The sequence below is a fragment of the Clostridia bacterium genome (assembly GCA_036654455.1).
Classification (GTDB): domain Bacteria; phylum Bacillota; class Clostridia; order Christensenellales; family CAG-314; genus JAVVRZ01.
Genome location: JAVVRZ010000001.1, coordinates 171,823 through 193,532, shown reverse-complemented (window position 1 = coordinate 193,532; position 21,710 = coordinate 171,823). Strand labels below are relative to the sequence as shown.

Below are 21,710 nucleotides of genomic sequence, written 5' to 3'. Positions count from 1 at the left end.
TATGATAATTTATTTAGGCAAAGACAAAGGCTTTTGTAAGGGCGTAGCTAGCGCCGTAGCAAGGGCTAACAAATACATCAATCAACCTAATACCTACACTTTTGGCGAGCTTGTGCATAATAATAGGGTTGTACAAGACTTACAAAGCAAAGGTATCAAACCGATTGAAGATATTACTAAATTACATAATGGCGATACGCTGATAATTAGAGCGCACGGAGCAAGTCCAACCGTATTTGATTACTGTATGCAAAATAATATTAAGGTCATAGACGCTACTTGTCCCTATGTAAAAATTATACAAATTCGGGCTAAACAATATTACGACAACGGATACAAAATAGTTCTTATAGGTTCGTCAACTCACCCGGAAATAATAGGTATTAATGGCTGGTGCGACAATACTGCCTTGATTACCGACGGAACTCAAATAATTGACCTAAACAAGTATTCGAAAGTTCTTGTAATGTTTCAAACAACCTATAATGCCGAACTAGTTAAGCCTGCGCTTGGAAATCTTTTGACAGATAGCGTGAAAATGCTTGAAATTTTCAATACTATTTGTTATACTACACTAGATAGGCAAGAATTTGCTAAATATATCGCTTCGATGAGCGATTTAGCGATTGTTGTTGGGGATAAGCAAAGCAGTAACACAAATAAGCTATTTTCCCTAGCTAGCAAATACGCTAAGGCTATATTAATCGAAAATGCAAATGAAATTGTAAATTTACCAAAAAATTTAAAAATATGTATCATTGCAGGTGCTTCAACTCCAAAGGAGTTGATGGAGGAGGTTTTATCACAGATGGTTGCAGAAGCAAAAAACAACGGTGAAGTCGCAGAGGTTAAGGAAGTAATAGCTAAAAATTTATTTACCGAAACCGTAGACAAAATGTCTCAAAGACGCTACAAAAAGGGTTCTAAACTTAAAGGTAAAGTTATTGAAAAGCACGACGACGGCGTTTCATTACAAATACCTAATTCAAAGGGTGATGGATTTATCCCCAATGAGGAGCTCGCAGTAGAGAACTGGGAAATAGCCAAAGAAAACATCAATGTTGGCGACACAATCGAATGTATGGTAACATCAACAGACAAGAGAGTTCTTCTTTCTAAAAAAGAAATTGATATATTGTACAAAGACGACGAATTAGTTGACGGTATCGTAGAAGGCAAGTCTTTTGACCTAGTAATGGCTAAGGCTGTAAAGGGCGGATTACTTTCAAGACTAGGTAGCTATACAGTATTCGTTCCCGCTTCTCAAATAAGAGAAGGCTTTGTTAAGAACTTAGAGCAATATGTTGGCAAAACACTTAGTTTGCTAGCTTTGCCCGATGGCGTAGACAGCGCAAAAAAGAAGATTGTCGCTTCCCACAGAGAGTTTATCATTCGTGAAAAGAAAGAAAAAGAAGACAAATTTTGGAACAATATCGAAGTAAACGAAATCGTCGAAGGTAAAGTTGTAAGATTTTCTAACTTTGGCGCATTTGTAGAAGTTAATCACTTCGATTGCTTGGCTCATTTGTCAGATTTATCTTGGAATCCCATCAAAGAACCAGCAGATATACTCGAACTTAACAAAACTTATGACTTTTTAGTACTTAAATTAGATAGAGATACTAAGCGTGTTAGCTTAGGTTACAAACAGCTTCAACCGCACCCTTGGGCAGTAGCCGCAGAGAAATTTCCTATCGGCGCAGTTGTTAAAGGTAAGGTAGCGAGAATATTACCTTTCGGCGCATTTATTGAACTTGACAAAGGTATTGACGGACTACTTCACATTAGCAACGTTTCTTGGGAATGGTTAGGCGATATTAACGAAGCGTTGAAAGTTGGCGACGAAATCGACGTACAAGTAATTGACTTTGATATTGAGAATAGACGCATTACTCTTTCTCGTAAAGCAACAATGGAAAGACCCGTCGAAGTCGAAAGACCTCCTCACAAAAAGAAGGAAGACGACCAAGAATAATACAAAATATGTTTACAAACATACATATTTGTGGTATAATAATAAATGTCCTTTTACAAAGTTTATGCGAAACTACTCCGGCGCTTTACTTTGTTTAATGGCTTAATAAAATAATGGAGGTAACAACAATGGAAGAACTACAAACCAAACAACAAATTATTGCGCAATACGCTCGCAAAGAGGGAGATACAGGTTCGCCCGAAGTGCAAATCGCTTTGCTTACAGACCGCATTAATCACTTAACCGAACATTTAAAAATTCATAAGAAAGACCACCACAGCAGAAGAGGTCTACTACAAATGGTAGGTCATAGAAAAGGTCTACTAGATTATCTTAAAGCGCTTGATATTGAAAGATATAGAGATATCATAGTTAAGCTAAATCTAAGAAAGTAAACATCAATAAAAGGGGAGGTAAATACCACCCCTTTTTTTCGTAATAAATAGGAGAAGAAGAGAATGAGTAATTATGTAAAGAAAACAGAACAAATTGGCAATCGAGTTTACAACATCTTTGAAACTGAGGTTGGCGGACGCACGATGTCGGTAGAAATTGGCAAGTACGCCGAACAATCAAACGGCTCTTGTATGATTCACGTTGGCGAAACCGTAGTTATGGTTAACGTAACGCTAGCCGATACGCCTAGGGCAGGGATAGATTTCTTTCCCTTAGGAGTAGACTTTGAAGAAAAGATGTACAGCGTCGGTAAAATTCCGGGAGGATTTAAAAAGAGAGAAGGACGCCCAACAGACAAGGCTATACTAACATCAAGACTAATCGACCGTCCTATTAGACCGCTTTTCCCTAAGGGTTTTCTAAACGACGTAGCCGTAGTTGCAACAGCAATGTCGGTTGAACCTAACGTTCAACCCGAAGTGTACGGTATGATAGGTAGTTCAATAGCTTTATCAATTTCGGACATACCTTTTGCAGGTCCAACGGGTAGTGTCGTAGTAGGTTATGTTGATGGCAAATATATTATCAACCCTAACAACGAACAAAAAGAAAAAAGCAAAATCAACCTTAACTTATCAGGTACAAAAGACGCTATTATGATGGTCGAAGCTAGCTCTAACGAAGTTACCGAAAAAGAAATGCTCGACGCTATTTTAATTGGTCACGAAGAAATAAAAAGACAATGCGACTTTATCGAATTTATAGTTCGTGAAGTTGGTAAAGACAAAGTTACGCCCGACTGTCACGAAACGCCGGTAGAATTTGACACAGCGATACGTGGTTTTGCCGACGCTAAACTTGACAAAGCGCTTGACACTTTCGATAGGCTAGAAAGACAACAAAACGAAGACAACCTTAACAAAGAAGTTACACAACATTTTACAGCCGAACTTCCCGAAGCTGTTCCCTTTGTAAACGCAGTTCTTTATAAAATGACCAAAGAAAAAGTTAGAGCAAAAATTCTTAACGAAGGTATTCGTCCAGACGGCAGAAAAACAACTGAAATTCGTCCTATTTGGTGTGATACCGGCATACTTCCTAGGGTACACGGCTCGGCAGTATTTACAAGAGGTATGACACAAGTAATTACAACTGCAACCTTAGGCACAATCTCCGAAGTACAAAAACTTGAACAACTTGACGAAGAGGAAAGTTTCAAGAGATATATGCACCATTACAATTTCCCGCCATATAGCACAGGCGAGGCAAAGCAACTTAAAAGTCCTGGTAGACGTGAGATTGGTCACGGCGCATTAGCTGAAAGAGCCCTTGACCCAGTTATTCCTAGCGAAAGCGAATTTCCTTACGCAATTCGCACTGTTTCGGAAGTTGTAAGTAGTAACGGCAGTACTTCGCAAGCAAGTATATGCGGTTCGACTCTTGCTCTTATGGACGCAGGCGTTCCTCTTAAAGCTCCCGTTGCAGGTATAGCTATGGGACTTATGAAAGCAGAAGACGGTAGCAAAGTTGCAATTCTAAGCGATATTCAAGGTCTTGAAGATTTCTTGGGCGATATGGACTTTAAAGTAGCCGGCACAGCTAAGGGTATTACCGCTATTCAAATGGATATTAAGATTAAGGGCATTGACGAGAATATTCTTTCAACCGCTCTTGAACAAGCTAGACAAGGTAGACTATTTATACTCGGCGAAATGGCAAAAGTTTTGCCCGCTCCTCGCAAACAATTATCTAAATACGCTCCCAAAATTATTAGCTTTAACATCAACCCCGACAAGATTAGAGAAGTTATCGGTAGCGGTGGCAAAGTAATAAACAAGATTATCGAAGTAACAGGCGTTAAAATTGATATTACCGACGACGGCGTAGTATTTATCGCAACGGCAGACCAAGAAATGTCTAACAAGGCAAAGGCAATGGTTCTTGCGATTGCAAAAGACCCAGAAGTTGGCGACGAATTTGACGGAAACGTAGTGCGTTGTTTAGAGTTTGGCGCATTTGTCGAACTTGCTCCCGGCAAAGATGGTATGATTCACATCTCTAAGTTAAGTAAAGAAAGAGTTGAGAAAGTTACCGACGTTGTAAATGTCGGCGACAGAGTTAAAGTAAAAGTTCTCAAAGTTGACGAAAAAGGTAGAATTGACCTTAAACTAATCAAGAAATTCTAATAAATCAAATCAATGTTGACCTTAAAACTCTAAAAAATTAAATAAATTTAATTAATCAATAGCTCCGTATCTTACGGAGCTATTTTTTCATAAGCAATTTAGCTACAACATACAGTATAAAGAGGTAATTTATGAAAAAAAAGAAAAATATCTTTATTAATGTTGTAAGTAATGTTATAATAGCAATAGTTGTTATTTCTGTTGGTTTTGCTTGTTTTAACGCAAATTCAGCTCTTGCCGTTCTTGGAGAAAAACAAATAATCGATAGGGGAAACTCAAACAAAAAGCGTGTGACCCTTATGATTAACTTGTATTGGGGCGAGGAATTTTTAGATAAAACGCTTCAAATTCTTGATAAATATAAAATTAAAACAACGTTTTTTGTAGGTGGTTGTTGGGTTGAAAAGCACGTAAGCGACCTTAAAAAAATTGTAGAGCGTGGACACGAACTTGGAAATCACGGATATTTTCATTTATCTCACGACAAAATTAACGCAACCGAGAATTATAATGAAATTTTTCTAACGCATAAATTAATTGAGAGTTTGACCGGGGTACAAATGACTTTATTTGCCCCTCCTTCGGGAGCTTATGGCAAGCATACGCTTGAAAAGGCAACCGAACTAGGTTACAAGACAATTATGTGGAGCAAAGACACTATCGATTGGCGAGATAAGGATAGCAATTTAATATTTAAAAGAGCGACTAAAAACCCCAGTAACGGAGAACTAATTCTTATGCATTTAACACGTTCAACCTTAGACGCTCTCGAAAACATTATAAAATATTATCAGCAAAATGGGTTTGAACTTACCACAGTTAGTCAAAACATAAGTTGATATATAATAAATCAAAGGAGAAAAATAGTTTGGAAGCTCAAATTAAACAATTTGAAAGCGGATTACGATTAGTTTTTTACAAATACGATAATATATATTCGGTAAGTATGGGAATTTTAGTAAAAAGCGGTAGTAGATACGAGGACGAAACTAACAACGGCTACTCTCATTTTATAGAACACTTGCTATTTAAAGGCACTAGCAGACGCTCTGCGACGCAAATTTCTAATGAGATAGATAGCTTAGGCGGTACAATTAACGCTTTCACAAGCAAAGACACGACTTGTTTTTATACAAAAACAGGTAAAGATAATCTCGTAGATAGTTTTGATTTACTTGCGGATATTTTTCTAAATTCTACTTTTGCCGAAAAAGAACTTAATTTAGAAAAAAGAGTAATTAAAGAAGAAATTTCGGTTGATAAAGATACCCCCGACGAAGTTTGCCACGATATGCTTGCTCAAAATTTGTTTGGAAAAACAAGTTTGGGTCAAACAATACTAGGCACGCCTAAAAACATCAATCAAGCAACCAGAGAGAGTTTGCAAGCTTTTATGCGTTTAAGGTACACGCCTAACAACATAGTTATTTCGGTTGCCGGCAATACAACTTTCGAAGAAGCTATCGAACTTACGCAAAAATATTTTGAGTCACAACTTAATAAAAGAAACACAAACACTATCGAGGTTTTGCCCGAATTTAAAAGCGACTTTTCTCACGCATTCAAAGATACCGAACAATCTCATATAGCGCTTGCATATCCTTCTTTTAGCTACAACGACAGTCTTTTTCCAGCTACCGTACTTCTTGCGATAGCTTTTGGAGGAGGCGTTTCAAGCAGACTTTTCCAAGCAATAAGGGAGAAGAACGGTTTAGCTTATTCGGTATACGCATATAATTCGGCTTACAGCGATTGCGGTTATTTAGAACTTTATTGTGGAACAAATCCAAACAAGCTTAGTAAAGTCGTAGATATTTTGCATAAACAAATTGATATATTAGTGGCAAAAGGCATTACCGAACAAGAGTTTTTACGCAGTAAGTCACAAATATTAGGTAGCATTAAATTATCTCAGGAAAATACAATGTCCGTTATGCGTTCTAACGGTTCGCAACTATTACGTACCGACAAGATTAAAGGCATTGAAGAACAACTTGCCGAAATTGAAAGAGTAACTATAAAAGATATCGCAAACGCTACTCAAAAAATATTTAGTTGTGTTCCTGCTAGCGTATACGTAGGAGTTAAAGCGCCAAACTACAATTTAATAAAAGTTAAAAAATAGACACATTATTTCTTTTAGTTTTAAATTTGGGGCTTGCTTTGTACGGCAAAGAGTGCTATAATGTCAACACTACAAAGGGGAGAAAGGTATTAAATGACAACTGTTCAAAACTCCAAAAAATTTCCAGCAAGAAAGATTGTTAGTCTAATATTTGTAATTCTTTCTGCAATAATCTTTATATGTCTAATAACAGGCAAATATATGTTTAAATTTGGTAGAGTAATCGCCGAATTCTTTTTTGGTTGCTTTGGACTTTCTTCTTTTGGAATATTAATTAGCATAATTGCCGTATGCGCTTTTGTCCTTGCCGACAAAAAAATACAGGTTACCGCTAAACAAATTATTTGTTTCATATTACTATATTACACCATAGTTTTGTTTGTACATTTAGCTACTTCTTCCATCTATCTAGGCGTTGAAGTAAGCTATGTCGATTATATTAAGCAGTGTTACAATTTTAATAATTATCCAAGTTTTGGCGGAGTAATCGCCGGCGCAGTAGTTTATCCTGTCGCAAAGACATCAATGCTTCTCGCATACTTTTTGTTTATTGTTTGCATGCTTTTAATGTTATTTTTATCGGTATTTGCAAATGATTTAGTTAAAACTCCTAAGCCTGTCGCTCAACAACCGACAAAAGACATAGACCAAAAACCAGCGGAAAAGCAAAAAACTACCATTGATAATTTAGAAAATTCCTTAAAAATTCTATATGGAAACACCGTACCGGATAAACAAACTCCACAAAAGGAATATTCAACAACCGATATTATTCCTCTAACTAAGCCTACTACTTATCCCGAAGCCCCAATAAGCGTATTCGATAAGCCTATTGAAGAAAAACCCTCTATGTCAAGCACCGATAGAGAGTTTATCAAACCGACTCGTCCTTTTGATATGGTCGAGCCTGTTGACGCCGACGCTGTCACTAAGGCTATTAGAGAGAAAAAGAACAAAGAAAAAGAAAAGATTAACGAACATATTAACAATTCTTCGGCAAACGCTAACTTTGACAGCTCGCAAATACTCGATTTGTCAAAAGTTAGTCTAGAAACACAAGTAGATACAAAACCACAAATAAACCCTTTTTACGTTGAAGAAACTACTTTTAAACAAGTCGAAACAAAACCGATATCGCCTCAGCCAAGCCCGATTTACAACGTTAAACCTACCGAAGCCGTTTCTCCTGCTGAAATATACGCAAAGCAAGCCGAACCAGTTGAGCTTGACGACGAGGGAATTGACGAAGTTGAAGAATTATTTGTAACAAAAGAAGTTAGCAAGCCTAAACAGGTAATTTCTTATACTGAAAAACCTATTGAAACCGAGCAAGGCAAACAAGCATATCAAATTGCATTAAATATTAAAGATAACGTAGCCGAACAACTTTATCATTACAAACCTTATATTTCGCCTCCTATTGATTTATTAAACGATTCGCCGATAAAAATATCTAAGGAAGACGAAAATTATAACGAAACAGCAAAATTGCTTGAAGATATTCTAACTTCCTTCCGCATTGAGGCAAAAGTCGAAAATATCGTTCCCGGTCCTACCGTAACAAGGTACGAATTGCGAATGGCGCCGGGTATTTCTATCAAGCGTGTTATGGCGCTTGCAGACGACATAGGTATTAATCTTTCGGCTGTTGGTATGGTTAGAATAGAACCGCAAATATTCGGTAAAGATTTATTTGGCATAGAAGTTCCTAACCGCATTAAAGAAACAGTTGCGCTCAAAACAGTTATTGATACGCCCGACTTTTATAGAGCAAAGGGTAACCTTACTTTTGCTCTTGGCACAGATATTGGTGGCAAACAAATTGTTCCCGACCTTGCGGATATGCCACACTTACTCATTGCAGGTTCGACCGGCACGGGAAAAAGCGTACTTTTAAATTCATTAATTATAAGTCTAATGTATAAATATTCTCCCGAAGAATTAAGATTTATACTCGTAGACCCTAAACAAGTCGAATTCTTTATTTTTGCAAGTTCGCCTCACTTATTGGTTAATCAAGTTGTTACCGACCCCGAGCAGTGCATTTCTTCGCTAAGCTATTTAATAGACGAAATGGAACGTAGGTATACTTTATTTAAAGAGTTAGGCGCAAAGGACGTGCTTCAATACAATAATATGATTGATAAAGAAACGACACAACTTCTACCTCGAATAGTCCTTGTAATCGACGAGCTTAACGACCTTATGACTTATCACAAGCAAGATTTGGAAGGTCGTATTAAGAGTTTGGCTCAAAAAGCAAGAGCTGCCGGTATTCACCTTGTATTTGCGACGCAAAGACCTAGCGTAGACGTACTTACAGGCACAATTAAGGCCAACTTCCCTTGTAGAGTGGCTTTAAGAGTTGTTTCGGGTGGCGACAGTAAAACAATTCTTGATCAAGGCGGGCCAGAAAAACTTTTGGGCAAGGGTGATATGCTCTATATGTCCTCAATGACGCCTAAGCCCGTAAGACTTCAAGGCGCGCTTGTCACAATGGGCGAAGTCGAAAAAGTACTTACTTTTATTGCTCGCAACAATACCGCTTATTTCGACGAAGAAATTTCTAACAAAATTTTAAAGGTTAAAAAGACTAAGAGCGTTGAAGAGCTTGAAGAAGAATTAGACCCATATTTTATCGAAGCGTTGAGATTTTGCGTAGAGTCAAATAATGCCTCGATATCTATGTTGCAACGCCGTTTTTCCATTGGATATAGTAGAGCCGGACGACTTATCGAAGAATTTGACCGTAGAAAATATATTAGCAATTTTGACGGTAGCAAATCTCGCAAAGTTCTAATCACAATGGAGGAGTTTAACGAATTGTATGGAGAATAAGCAAACCTTTTACATTGAGTCTTTGGGTTGCGATAAAAATAGAATTGACAGCGAGATAATGGCCTACAAACTTGTCGAAAGCGGATATACGCTCAGTCAAAAAGAAGACGCCCAAATTATTATAGTAAATTCTTGCGGTTTTATTGAGTCGGCACGACAAGAGTCAATCAATAAAGTTATTGAGTTGTCACAATATAAAAATAATTTATGTAAAAAAATAATTCTTACCGGCTGTTTGCCACAAATTTATGGTCAGGAACTTTACAAAGATTTGACAGAGGCAGATTGTATTTGCGGAGCAAATTATGAAGACATAGTTAAAGTTGTAGACAGCTGTTTTAACTCGACCCAACGCTTTATTTGTCCTATTTCTAAATTAGACACAGTTTCGCAAGGCAAAAGAATTGTATCTACTCCAAGTCATTATGCTTATGTAAAAATTGCCGATGGCTGTAATAATTTTTGTTCTTACTGCTCAATACCTTATATAAGGGGTAGATTTAGGTCAAGGCCGATTAAAAATATAATCGATGAAGTAGTCGACTTGGTAAATGGGGGCGTAAGAGAAGTCATTTTAGTCGCTCAGGATACAACTAAGTACGGTTTCGACTTATATGGCAAACCTAGTTTAGTCGAACTTCTAACTCAGCTTACGGCTATACAAAATTTACATTGGATACGTATTTTATATTGTTACCCCGAACTCGTCGACGATAGTTTGCTAAAACTAATAACCGCCTCAAACAAAATTGCTAAATACATAGACATACCGCTACAACACGTAGACGACTTCATTCTCGCTAAAATGAATCGCAAAACTAACGAACAACAAGTCTACGACTTATTCGACAATCTTACCGCAAATTATCCCGATATTGCGCTACGAACAACCTTTATATGCGGTTTTCCTTATGAAGACCAAACAAAATTTAATAAAGTCGCTACCTTTTTAAAAAAATACAAACTTGATAACGTAGGTTTTTTTGCGTATTCGATAGAGGAAGGCACGCCTGCTGCAAAGTTTGAACAAATAGATAAGCGCACAAAAGAAACTCGGGTTAAAAAATTATATCAACTTCAACAAAAGATTTCTTGTCAAAATTTACATAAATATGTTGGCAGACAGTTAGAAGTGGTTGTAGAAGAAAAATTAGACGATTGTTACATAGCAAGGAGTATGTATCAAGCCCCCGATATCGACGGGATTGTTTATATTTATAGTGACAAAGAATTGACTATCGGTCAATTTTATAACGCAAATATTACACAAAATACCGACTACGATTTAATAGGAGAAATACTATGAACTTACCTAACAAATTATCTCTACTAAGAATTGCCCTAATTCCAGTATTTGCAGTAGTCTATTTATTAGACTTTGCTTACGCTCCGCTTGTTGCAATAGGCATATTTATTATTGCCGCTCTTACCGATTTACTAGATGGTCATATTGCTCGTAAATATAATATGGTCACTAATTTAGGTAAATTACTTGACCCAATCGCCGATAAACTACTTGTAGGATTTGCTTTATTTTTAATAGCGTACAGTCAAATGCTTGAACCTAAATGGATTTGCACAATTTTTGGCGCAGTCATAATTGCAAGAGAACTGCTCATAAGTATGGTTCGTCAAGTTGCGGCAAGTAAGGGAGTAATTGTTCAAGCTAACATATACGGCAAACTAAAAACCGTTATGCAAACCATAGCTTTACCGATTACAATGTTACTCAATATGAAGACTCAACTAGTTGCTGTTTCCCAAGTTTTTTACGATGTTATATACATATTAGCGTATAGTACTCTCGGTTTAGCCGTTTTATTAACTATTATTTCTGGCATAGTATATCTAATTCAAAATAAAAACGTTTTTGCCGAGGCATAAAAATGATTTTAATCTATTCCGCAAATACCGTTTGCGACAAGCTATTTAACATTCTTCGCTGTGACTGTTTAGATGCAAACTATCAATGTGGCGGAGAAATAACAAATAGCGACTGCTTAATTATAGTTGGCGAGGGTTTAAAACAGCTCAATTTGTCCGCCAAAACAAACGATAAATTAGCTAATTTTTACATTTCGACAGGCGTTAACGAATTTGTCGCAACGGCAAATTCTAAATTACCTTTGAACTTTTCTTTTGAAACATATAACGAGGACGTTATGCTTATAGGCGATGTTGACGGTCGTCTTATTATTACTTTACCGCAAAATGTTAAAGCGCAGGAATATTTTTACCAAACTTTTATTAAAAAAATATTGTTGCCAAGATATGGTATAGCTGAAATTTCTTATTTTAAACTTTTTGGATTAACTAAACAAGAAGTAGAGAGTAAGCTTAGCGGACTTGCTTGCAAAGACGTAATCATAAACACTTATACAAATTATCTAGATACTTTGCTCTCTATTGCCTTTACCTTTAAAATTACAACTTCAACCAAAGATGTAATTATCTCTAAGGTAGTAAAACAATTTGAAGAAATATATTGTCTTGAAAATCGCAGTTTACAAAGCGTGGCTGTAAATTTACTTACGCTTAAAGGCAAACTACTTTCGCTTGCCGAATCTGTGACCGGCGGATTAATCGCTTCAAGCATTGTAGAAATTTCGGGCGCAAGTAAAGTTCTTACCGAAGGTCTTGTTACTTATTCAAACAAGGCTAAACACGATAGGCTCGACGTTTCCAACCGAGACCTATTGACATATTCGGCAGTTTCTACTCAGGTTGCCGAACAAATGGCAAGCGGACTTATGACAAATTCTAATTGCGACTACGCTCTTTCAATAACTGGTTATGCAGAAATGCAAAATAATATTGATTTATTACAAGGTTTGTGTTATATTTGTATTACTAATAAAAGCGGTAAAAAACAAGTATATAATATTACTCACAATGGCGACCGCAACACTATACGCAAAAAAATGGCGAATACGGCGTTGTTTTTGCTAATTAAATATATTAAAATATTCTAAAAGGAGTTTATAATGACGGACGACAAAAAGAAAGCCTTAGACCAAGCAATATTGCAAATAGAGAAACAATTTGGCAAAGGCGCTATTATGAAATTAGGACAAGGCGCTGCAACACGCAGTATTGACGTTATTCCCACAGGCTGTTTGACTCTCGATATTGCTCTTGGCATTGGCGGAGTTCCTAAGGGTAGAGTTGTTGAGATTTACGGGCCTGAGTCTTCGGGCAAAACTACCGTTTCGCTACATATTATTGCCGAAGTGCAAAAACTAGGCGGTACGGCTGCCTTTATCGACGCAGAACACGCATTAGACCCAGTTTACGCTTCTAATTTAGGCGTAGATTTAGAGAATTTATATATTTCACAGCCCGACAACGGCGAACAAGCCTTAGATATTACCGAATATCTTGTACGCAGTAGCGCAATCGACTTAATCGTAGTTGACTCGGTCGCTGCGCTTACTCCAAAAGCCGAGATTGAAGGCGATATGGGAGATAATCACTTAGGACTACAAGCTAGGTTAATGTCGCAAGCTCTACGCAAATTAACTGCAATAATCAATAAATCTAATACTTGCATAATATTTATCAACCAACTTAGAGATAAAATTGGCGTTATGTTTGGTTCCCCCGAAACAACAACGGGTGGCAAGGCATTAAAATTCTATTCAAGCGTAAGACTTGACGTTAGAAAAACCGACCAAATCAAAGACGGAGCGGATATGATGGGTAACCGCACAAAAATTAAAGTTGTTAAAAACAAGCTTGCGCCACCTTTTAAAACTGCCGAATTTGATATTATGTACGGAAAAGGCATTTCGCAATCGGGTTGTATTCTAGATTTAGCAACCGATAGCGGTTTAATCGAAAAGAGCGGTAGCTGGTTTTCTTACAACGGCGACAAGATAGGTCAGGGCAAAGAAAATGTAAAAGCTTATCTAGAAGCTAATCCTAAGCTTATGAAAGAGTTAGAAACAAAAATTCGTGCTACTTATTTGAAACCCGCCGAAGAAATTAACGAATAATTTTAATTGATAAAAGACCTTAGTATAGGTCTTTTATTTTTGCTAAAAATAACCATATAGTTTTATAATAACCTTGACTTTTGATTTAAATAAGGTTATATTATATGTAGTTTGATTTTAACAATAAGCTGTAATTGCATATATTGCTACTTTTGAAAATTGAAAACTTAATACAACAATCTAGGAGGAACTATGATTCACAATTTGCTAGGTTTCTTCTTTGCAACCGATGTAGTTTGGTACATTATTTTACCAATTATTGGTATTCTGGTAGGCGGTCCGTTAGGCTTTGTCATATATAAACAAATTATTAAAGGCAAAATTGGCAATGCGCAAAATTATGTTAAATCTATAATAGACGATGCGACAGCAGAAGCAAAAACTATTAAAAAGGAAACAATACTAGAAGCGAAGGAAGAGGCCCTTAAACTCAAAACCGAGTTGGACAAACAACTCAAAGAAAGAAGCGCCGAAGCAAAAAAACAAGAAGCTAGGCTACTTCTTAAAGAAGAAAATTTAGACCGTAAAGAAGAAAATTTATCCAAAAAAGTTGAACAAACCGAACAAATTCAAAAAAATCTAAGCGCCCAACAAAGCGAATTAGCTAAAAAGCAAAACGAAATTGACAAATTTAACGATAAACTTTTAGCCGAGCTTGAAGCGGTGTCCAAGATGACCAAAGAAGATGCAAAACAAGAGTTGGTTGACATTATGCTTGCAGACGCTCGCAAAGATGCGGCAAGTCTTGTTCGTGACATTGAGGCTGAGGCAAAAGAAAACGGCGAAAAAAAGGCAAAAGAAATTATTTGTGGCGCAATACAAAGATGCGCTTCGGATCAAGTAGCCGAAATCACAATCACCACTGTTTCACTACCTAACGACGAAATGAAGGGTAGACTAATCGGCAGAGAAGGTCGCAATATTCGTTCGCTTGAAAATGCTACCGGCGTCGAACTAATAATAGACGACACTCCCGAAGTAGTAATTTTGTCAGGTTTTGACCCTGTTCGTAGACAAATTGCTCGTATAACGGTTGAAAAATTAATTACCGACGGGCGTATTCATCCGGCAAGAATCGAAGAAACAGTCGAAAAAGTTCGCAAAGAAATGGATATCACTATTAAAGAAGACGGCGAGTCAGCTTCATTTGATACCGGCGTATTTAATCTACACCCCGAAATTATCAAATTATTAGGCAGGCTTAAATACCGCACAAGTTACGGGCAAAACGTCTTAAAACACTCAATGGAAGTATCTTATCTTGCAGGACTTATGGCGGCGGAATTAGGCGTTGACATACAACTTGCAAAAAGAGGCGGACTGTTACACGATATAGGCAAAGCAGTCGACCACGAAACCGAAGGCACTCACATTGAAATCGGCGCAGACATCGCTAAAAAATTCAAAGAGAGTAAAGAAGTCATTAATTGTATTGAAGCTCATCACGGCGACGTAGAACCAACTTGCGTTGAAGCTGTGCTTGTAGCTGCGGCAGACTCTATCTCAGCTGCTAGACCGGGCGCAAGGCGTGAAACACTTGAAAACTATGTTAAACGACTTGAAAAACTTGAAGAAATTGCCAATCAATTTGACGGCGTTCAAAAGTGTTTTGCTGTTCAAGCAGGTAGGGAAATACGTATTATCGTTAAACCCGAAGTTGTCAACGACGAATCGACAATATTGCTAGCTAAGGACATAGCAAGAAAAATCGAGCAAGAGCTTGAATATCCAGGTCAAATTAAAGTTAACGTTATTAGAGAAACACGTAGCGTTGACATAGCTAAATAACAATCAAATTTTAACTCTCTACTTAGGTAGAGAGTTATTTTTTGTTTTAATACTTAAACTTTTCATTTGTCAATTTATTTGACTATATACATTAAAATACGTATAATGTAAGTACATCAATCTATGTCTAAATAAATTTTTACGCCATTTTTGCGCCAACATTCTCAAACAATACAAGATGTAGGCATAAAAATAGCCCAAAACCACTATATATTGTGATTTTGGACTGCTGGCAGGGGAGACGCGATTCGAACACGCAACCAATGGTTTTGGAGACCACTACTCTACCGTTGAGCCACTCCCCTAAGTAAGAGTATTATAAAATATTTTTGTCGTTGTGTCAATAAGAAATCTGTCAATAAGTAGGAAAATTATGAAAAAAGTAATTATTTATACCGATGGAGCTTGCTCGGGCAATCCCGGTAACGGCGGTTGGGGAGCTGTGCTAATTTATAATAACAATGTTAAACAACTTAGTGGCTACCAAGTGGCAACCACTAACAATAGAATGGAACTTAAAGCTGTAATTAATGCGCTCAAACAGCTTAAAGAGCCTTGCGAAGTTGAAATAAATCTTGATTCTTCTTATGTTGTAAACGCTATTAACAACAACTGGTTAAGAAAGTGGTCTAGCAACGGTTGGATTAATTCCTCAAAACAAGATGTTAAGAATAAAGACCTATGGGAAGAATTGCTGGAACTTATAGAAATTCATACCTTAATTTTTGTAAAGGTTAAGGGACATTCCGGAGATAAATATAATCAAATTTGCGATGATTTAGCTACGCAAGAGATTAAAGCTCATAAAACCGACCTATAATTGACTCTATCACTTTTTTAATCGTTGACTACAAATATTATAACAAAACACATTTTACCTAGTTTTATAAACAAAAAAGTATCTCTTTGGAGATACTTTTTTTAAAAAATGACTTTTATTATTTTTAACTTAAAATTGTATTAGTTATATCAACATTTTTTTGAATATAAGTTTATAGAATACTGGATACATCGGTACGTTTATAGCGACAATCAAAGGTAAGATTACATAGGTTAATAGCTGGACAGTGTCGCTAAACAAACAACCAAATAGTACAAACAATGAAAATACTAAAATAATTATAAGTCCTGCGCCAATAAGCGCATTAACTATATGGTACTTAAAATTAAATATCGGTTTAGTCTTTTTATTTGGGTTGATTATGTAAAGTATCGTTAACGCAATAGGTAGGGTAGCTAGGCATAACCAATAAATAATTAATGTGTTGATAGGTAAAACATTAATGCCTGCAAGCCAAACAAAAAGCATTTCAATAGCGGTCGCAAAATACGTTAGCCAAATTGAAACAAAAATAATTTTATTTTTGTACAGCATAGCTTGGGGAGCATAGTTAGATATTTGATTATTGTAAACTTTAAGCTTAATACCAACTTTTGCTAGTGAGTCTGCAAGTTCGTCTAGGGAAGACGTTTGCGAACTCTTTATCTCGGGTTGAATGTCTACGTCGGCGCTATGTAACGCCGAGTCGTCTAACTGAGTTTTAAGTAGAGTATTAAATACGTGTTTATAATTAGTCTGTTGAGCTGTCGAATTAGTTGAAACATCATCATAACTTGTTTCGGTTAAAACTTCTTTAACATCAGGTTGAGCCGTTTGGATATTTTTATCAATAATTTCTTGCGCTTTTTTATTAAATTTTTCTAAAAATTCTTCTTTATTTGGAGCGTAAGGTTGCAAGTCTATATCAGGATTAGAAACATCTTCAATTTGTGAAGTTGTAGCAATCGGCTTATGTTCAAGACTTGATTTCTTGTAAGATAGGAAAGTGGTGGGCGCTGGGGCGGTTACTTCTTCTTCTATTAATAAATCATTATTTTTTGCCAAAGGCTTTGATTGCGTAGAAGCAGTAACGTCGGCTTTTGCCAAGGGTTTTGATTGTGTAGAAGCAGTAACATCTTTTAGCAAATCAAGCTGTTTAGCAATTTCTTCTTGTTCGATTTGAGTTATCTTTTGAACGGGCTTTTTAACTTTTTTGCCAAACATCAAAGTAGTGTCTTTTTGAGTTATCGGCAAACTATCGTCGTCGGGGACAAGGGTGTCAAGAACTGTTTTTTGATATTTCCATTCTAGATTAAAATTTTGACAAAATTGCCGACCTTTTTCGGTAATTTTATAATAGCGCCTTCTGCCGCCGCTAGATTCGCTACCCCAATAAGAGGTTATTAATTCTTGCAATTCTAACCTTTTTAAATATGCGTAAAGGGTAGGCTGTTTTATCTCATAGGAATTTTGCGTTTTGTCTTTAATTTCTTTTGCAATATCATATCCATAACCATCTTGTAACGATAGGGCGTTTAAAATGATTATTTCAATATTGCCTTTTAAAAAGTCAAAATTTGCCATATTTTTAACCATCCTTTGTAATTCTATATTAATTTTAATACAGTATAACAGCTTTGTCAAGAATATATAATACTATGCCTATCATATTATTACAAAATTTTACATAATCTTTAATTTTAATCTAAAATACTAGATTTTGACTGTATTATAATTAAGTTGGAGAAAGAGAATGGACGTAGTAGTATTGAGGCATAAGTATAATTCGATTAAATTGTCTACTAAAAGTGACACTTTAATTGCGCAAATTCCCAAGAATATGACACTTGTAGAATTAGAAAAGAAGCTTGTAGAGAGTGTATATGCGCCGATTACTATTATTACGCCGGAAAAAGAAGGCGCTGAAAGGGAACGTTGTGGGAGCTTAAAACCCAATAAGTCTATTGACACAAAGCCTAGCGTGGAATTTGACCAAGAAATGTTACGAGAATTCTACGCCTGTAAAAAGACAATTCTATATGGCTACGTTTATAACGTTCTGCCGTCGAAACAAAAAAATACAAGCGTTTCTAGACAAGATATTCTGCTTAGCCAAGCATCGTTTGATAGCTACGACAAGAGACGACACGCTTTATGCGGTATAATTAAGAAGTCCGCAAGCCAAAAATTGCCAAATTATGTTTCAGCAATCGGTTCGAGATTAAGCCTTTGCCCGTCGGGCATAGAAATATGCGACAACCTTAATTGTTGGGGAGAGTGCAAGGATAATTTGCTAAAATTACGAAGTAACGTAATACAGTTACCACCAAATCTACAACTGTGCATAGTAGTAGGTCAATTATATAAATTGATAGCAAGTGAAAATACAAATTTGTATATAAATTTAATTGAAAAAGTTTTACCAAATTACAAAAAGAACATACAGCTGATTGAACATTATACTTTTCTTATGGATATTTTTTAATTTTTATTATATGTGGCTTAACAAAAGGACTATCGGGAGGGTTGTCTATGGGGTAAGTATCTATGCGTAAAACACGAATTTTACGCATAGATACAAGCAATTTTGTCAATTAGTACCATTTAGCCTTTATAAATTAAAATTCTTACCAATTTCGTAATTAAATTACTATATACTATTACACAAATAATATTATATTTTGTATCTCTTTAACTGAACTTTTAACTATATTTAATTTTTAATATTATATTAAGCAACAGCGAATTTTGATTTACGCTACGCTAGCCTCTTAGAATTTATGTTTAATTACGATAGCTAAAAACTATCGCATATTTCTCAAATATCAAACCAAGCAAAAAAATATAAATAAATAAGCATTTACATATTTGAGTAAATTTGGTATAATTATAATATGAAAAAACAAAAGACGTATTTTGCTCAAAGAGATTATAAAAATTCTAATAAAATATATGAGATGTTAGATTTAGAACTGCCAGAGTTTTGTAGAGAATACTGCATAGGTATTGAAAACAACACTACGGCGCTAACTCGGCTTAATTATATGTATGACATTAAGTTATTTTTAAAATACATCACTAGCGAAACCAAATTTGTTGGCAAAGCCGTCAAGCAAATTACTTTAAGCGACATTGAAGGTTTAAGCAGTTACGATATCGAAAAATATCTTAGCTACTTATCTTATTACGAAAATGCTGAGGGAAAATCTATAAGCAACGGAGAAAAAGGCAAAGCTAGAAAACTTTCTTCTATTCGAGCGCTAATCAAATTCTTTATACGCAAAGAAATGATGTCAAAAGACCCTACTGCGCCCGTAAGACTTCCTAAAATTCACGAAAAAGAAATTGTTAGACTTGAAGGCGAAGAGATTGTAAGTATCCTAGAAAGCGCCGAAACAGGCATTGGACTTAGCGCCCATCAACTTAGTTATCACAAAAACACTAGCGTAAGAGACGTTGCAATAGTAGCGCTTTTGCTTGGCACTGGCATAAGAATAAGCGAGCTTGTTGGACTAGATGTCAAGGACATCGACTTTGATAACGCTAGCTTTATAATAACTCGCAAGGGCGGAAATCGTGTAGTTTTATATTTCAGTCAAGAAATTGGCGGAATTTTAGCCGATTATTCTCAGCTACGCAAAAATCAAAAAGAAATTAACCAAGACGCATTCTTTTTATCGCTACAAAACAAGCGCATTTCTACTCGTTCAGTTGAAAATATCGTTAAAAAGTATAGTCAAATTGCTAGTCCGCTTAAAAAAATATCTCCGCATAAGCTTCGTAGCACTTACGGAACAGAATTATATAGGCAAACTGGCGATATTTATATAGTTGCCGACGTTCTTGGTCATAAAGACGTTAACACAACAAAAAAACATTACGCAGCAATTAGCGACGACGTTAGGCGTAAAGCTTCTAAGCAAGTTGTTTTAAGAAAACCTAACTCCAAAAAAGACGACTAACCTTAATAATATTAGTAAATACTTTAATATTAGACGAGATTTTGATAAATATCATAAGTAATTTTTAACGTAGCGAATTACAAAGAAACTAATAAAAAACAATCAACCAATAATAAATATTGGAATTATACTATAAAGGAATAACTCAAATGAGCAAGTAAAGATTTAAAAAAAATAAAACTAAAAGTACCAAAATAGCGCAAAGACATTAAAATTGATTTAAAAGTTTTTTTGATGTTTATTTTTTGTGTAATGCTTTTTTGGTATATCTAATTGCCTTATGGCGCAACTATAAAATATATGAAGGAAAAATTATGGAAGATAATATAATAAAAAAACAACGAGTGCTACTCGTTTTTATAAACAATCAAAGTCAATACGATATTGACGAATTAACCGAATTGGTAAAAACTGCCGATGGCGAAGTTGTTCTTACAGTTAATCAAAATAAAGAATATTTAGATAAGGCGACTGTTGTTGGCAGTGGAAAATTACTGGAAATTGCAAGTCAAGTTGAGGCAAACGACATCGATTTAGTTGTATTTGAAGAAACTTTATCCCCTATACAACTTAGAAATATTCAAGAAAAAATACCTTGTCTTGTAATTGACAGAACTAATCTAATTCTAGATATTTTTGCTATGCACGCTAGTTCGGCGCAAGGAAAAATTCAAGTCGAGCTTGCTCAGTTAAAATACAACTTACCACGCCTTAGGTCGGAGCTTGGCGAACTTACACGTCAAGGTGGCGGTATTGGCACACGTGGTCCCGGCGAAACAAAGCTTGAAGTTAACAAACGTAAAATTAAAGACAGAATAACCTTCCTTAATGAAAAACTTAGAGAAATTACAAAACAACGTGGCGTATCTCGTAATAATAGAATGCAAAATAATGTGCCTATTGTTGCGCTAACCGGATACACAAACGCAGGAAAATCAACCCTTTTTAATTTTCTAACACAAGCGAATGTTCTTGCCGAAAATAAACTTTTTGCAACTCTTGATACCACAGCCCGCAAAATGTCTTTAAACGGAGTAAACGTAATATTTACTGATACAGTTGGCTTTATTAACAACCTACCGCACGGTTTAATTGAGTCTTTTAAATCAACGTTGGAAGAAATTACTTATGCCGATTTAATACTTGATATAGTAGACATATCTTCTTCGCAACATACTTTGCACCAAAAAGTGACTGAGGAATTACTAGCCGAATTAGGTATAACTTCAAGGATAATCACCGTATATAATAAATGCGATTTGCTTATGGAACGATTTGAAAATACTAATGATTGCGTTTACATTTCGGCGTTGAAAAATATTGGCGTAGAAGAATTGTTGAAAAAAATTGAAGAGCATATCAATCAAAAATATATCGACATTGTTTTAACAGTCCCCTGTGACAAGCTTGATATTTTGGGATTAATACAAAAATTTGGTACTAAAACTACAATGGACTATACCGAAGAAAACGTTATTATTAAAACGACTATCGAGCGTATTTATTTAAGTAAGTTCGAACAATACATTAAATAGTGTACTATTACACGCATAGTATAGTACGATTAGCCATAAGCTGTTATACTATGCGTGTAAATAACCTAAGTTTAATTAAAAGTATCAAAT

16 protein-coding genes and 1 tRNA gene are annotated in these 21,710 nt (G+C 35.8%); 15 read left to right on the top strand and 2 right to left on the bottom strand.

Annotation, left to right across the window (positions count from 1 at the left end; all coding sequences use genetic code 11):
* Position 1: 1 nt before the first annotated feature.
* The 11 genes from ispH (at position 2) to rny (ending at position 15,303) form a co-directional block, all read left to right on the top strand.
* Positions 2-1,975 (top strand): 4-hydroxy-3-methylbut-2-enyl diphosphate reductase, encoded by a 1,974-nt coding sequence (ispH, locus tag RR062_00900; protein ID MEG2026279.1) that lies wholly within the window; start codon positions 2-4, stop codon positions 1,973-1,975.
* A 128-nt stretch (positions 1,976-2,103) separates the two neighbouring features.
* Complete coding sequence (gene rpsO, locus RR062_00895; GenBank protein ID MEG2026278.1) at positions 2,104-2,370, top strand: 30S ribosomal protein S15; 267 nt, start codon at positions 2,104-2,106, stop codon at positions 2,368-2,370.
* Positions 2,371-2,433: 63 nt separating this feature from the next.
* Positions 2,434-4,557 (top strand): polyribonucleotide nucleotidyltransferase, encoded by a 2,124-nt coding sequence (locus RR062_00890; GenBank protein ID MEG2026277.1) that lies wholly within the window; start codon positions 2,434-2,436, stop codon positions 4,555-4,557.
* Positions 4,558-4,688: 131 nt separating this feature from the next.
* Positions 4,689-5,396 (top strand): polysaccharide deacetylase family protein, encoded by a 708-nt coding sequence (locus RR062_00885; protein ID MEG2026276.1) that lies wholly within the window; start codon positions 4,689-4,691, stop codon positions 5,394-5,396.
* A 29-nt stretch (positions 5,397-5,425) separates the two neighbouring features.
* Positions 5,426-6,682, top strand: a complete 1,257-nt coding sequence (locus tag RR062_00880) for a pitrilysin family protein (protein MEG2026275.1) — start codon at positions 5,426-5,428, stop codon at positions 6,680-6,682.
* A 93-nt stretch (positions 6,683-6,775) separates the two neighbouring features.
* Entirely contained in the window at positions 6,776-9,520 is a 2,745-nt protein-coding gene (locus RR062_00875; GenBank protein MEG2026274.1) for a DNA translocase FtsK, read from the top strand.
* Positions 9,510-10,826, top strand: a complete 1,317-nt coding sequence (rimO, locus tag RR062_00870) for a 30S ribosomal protein S12 methylthiotransferase RimO (GenBank protein MEG2026273.1) — start codon at positions 9,510-9,512, stop codon at positions 10,824-10,826. Before RR062_00875 ends, rimO begins: the two co-directional genes overlap by 11 nt.
* On the top strand, positions 10,823-11,404 hold the full coding sequence (pgsA, locus tag RR062_00865; protein MEG2026272.1) for a CDP-diacylglycerol--glycerol-3-phosphate 3-phosphatidyltransferase: 582 nt from the start codon (positions 10,823-10,825) through the stop codon (positions 11,402-11,404). Before rimO ends, pgsA begins: the two co-directional genes overlap by 4 nt.
* 2 nt (positions 11,405-11,406) lie before the next feature.
* Positions 11,407-12,492, top strand: coding sequence for a nicotinamide-nucleotide amidohydrolase family protein (locus RR062_00860; protein MEG2026271.1), 1,086 nt, complete (start codon positions 11,407-11,409; stop codon positions 12,490-12,492).
* A gap of 9 nt (positions 12,493-12,501) precedes the next feature.
* A complete protein-coding gene (gene recA, locus RR062_00855; GenBank protein ID MEG2026270.1) occupies positions 12,502-13,515 on the top strand; it encodes a recombinase RecA in 1,014 nt (337 codons plus the stop codon).
* A gap of 192 nt (positions 13,516-13,707) precedes the next feature.
* Positions 13,708-15,303 (top strand): ribonuclease Y, encoded by a 1,596-nt coding sequence (gene rny, locus RR062_00850; protein ID MEG2026269.1) that lies wholly within the window; start codon positions 13,708-13,710, stop codon positions 15,301-15,303.
* Positions 15,304-15,533: 230 nt separating this feature from the next.
* On the opposite strand, the gene RR062_00845 is transcribed toward rny, so the two are convergent.
* Positions 15,534-15,608, bottom strand: a tRNA-Trp gene (locus tag RR062_00845).
* Between the two features lie 68 nt (positions 15,609-15,676).
* Here RR062_00845 and rnhA point away from each other — a divergent pair.
* Positions 15,677-16,123, top strand: coding sequence for a ribonuclease HI (gene rnhA / locus RR062_00840; protein ID MEG2026268.1), 447 nt, complete (start codon positions 15,677-15,679; stop codon positions 16,121-16,123).
* A gap of 144 nt (positions 16,124-16,267) precedes the next feature.
* On the opposite strand, the gene RR062_00835 is transcribed toward rnhA, so the two are convergent.
* Positions 16,268-17,707: a PadR family transcriptional regulator gene (locus RR062_00835; GenBank protein MEG2026267.1), complete on the bottom strand. Its 1,440-nt coding sequence runs from the start codon at positions 17,705-17,707 to the stop codon at positions 16,268-16,270.
* 169 nt (positions 17,708-17,876) lie between these two features.
* Between RR062_00835 and RR062_00830 the strand changes: the two genes are divergently transcribed.
* From RR062_00830 to hflX, 3 genes are all read left to right on the top strand, one after another.
* The gene (locus RR062_00830) at positions 17,877-18,608 is read left to right on the top strand and encodes a YgjP-like metallopeptidase domain-containing protein (GenBank protein ID MEG2026266.1); all 732 of its coding nucleotides are present in this window, start codon (positions 17,877-17,879) and stop codon (positions 18,606-18,608) included.
* Positions 18,609-19,017: 409 nt separating this feature from the next.
* Positions 19,018-20,085, top strand: coding sequence for a tyrosine-type recombinase/integrase (locus RR062_00825; protein ID MEG2026265.1), 1,068 nt, complete (start codon positions 19,018-19,020; stop codon positions 20,083-20,085).
* 314 nt (positions 20,086-20,399) lie between these two features.
* Positions 20,400-21,620: a GTPase HflX gene (gene hflX / locus RR062_00820; GenBank protein ID MEG2026264.1), complete on the top strand. Its 1,221-nt coding sequence runs from the start codon at positions 20,400-20,402 to the stop codon at positions 21,618-21,620.
* Positions 21,621-21,710: the final 90 nt, after the last annotated feature.

Excerpts from the sequence above, each read along its gene's own strand:
- ispH (MEG2026279.1), top strand. The coding sequence starts at position 2 with ATGATAATTTATTTAGGCAAAGACAAAGGCTTTTGTAAGGGCGTAGCT.
- rpsO (MEG2026278.1), top strand. The coding sequence starts at position 2,104 with ATGGAAGAACTACAAACCAAACAACAAATTATTGCGCAATACGCTCGC.
- RR062_00890 (MEG2026277.1), top strand. The coding sequence starts at position 2,434 with ATGAGTAATTATGTAAAGAAAACAGAACAAATTGGCAATCGAGTTTAC.
- RR062_00885 (MEG2026276.1), top strand. The coding sequence starts at position 4,689 with ATGAAAAAAAAGAAAAATATCTTTATTAATGTTGTAAGTAATGTTATA.
- RR062_00875 (MEG2026274.1), top strand. The coding sequence starts at position 6,776 with ATGACAACTGTTCAAAACTCCAAAAAATTTCCAGCAAGAAAGATTGTT.
- rimO (MEG2026273.1), top strand. The coding sequence starts at position 9,510 with ATGGAGAATAAGCAAACCTTTTACATTGAGTCTTTGGGTTGCGATAAA.
- pgsA (MEG2026272.1), top strand. The coding sequence starts at position 10,823 with ATGAACTTACCTAACAAATTATCTCTACTAAGAATTGCCCTAATTCCA.
- RR062_00860 (MEG2026271.1), top strand. The coding sequence starts at position 11,407 with ATGATTTTAATCTATTCCGCAAATACCGTTTGCGACAAGCTATTTAAC.
- rny (MEG2026269.1), top strand. The coding sequence starts at position 13,708 with ATGATTCACAATTTGCTAGGTTTCTTCTTTGCAACCGATGTAGTTTGG.
- rnhA (MEG2026268.1), top strand. The coding sequence starts at position 15,677 with ATGAAAAAAGTAATTATTTATACCGATGGAGCTTGCTCGGGCAATCCC.
- RR062_00835 (MEG2026267.1), bottom strand. The coding sequence starts at position 17,707 with ATGGCAAATTTTGACTTTTTAAAAGGCAATATTGAAATAATCATTTTA.
- RR062_00830 (MEG2026266.1), top strand. The coding sequence starts at position 17,877 with ATGGACGTAGTAGTATTGAGGCATAAGTATAATTCGATTAAATTGTCT.
- RR062_00825 (MEG2026265.1), top strand. The coding sequence starts at position 19,018 with ATGAAAAAACAAAAGACGTATTTTGCTCAAAGAGATTATAAAAATTCT.
- hflX (MEG2026264.1), top strand. The coding sequence starts at position 20,400 with ATGGAAGATAATATAATAAAAAAACAACGAGTGCTACTCGTTTTTATA.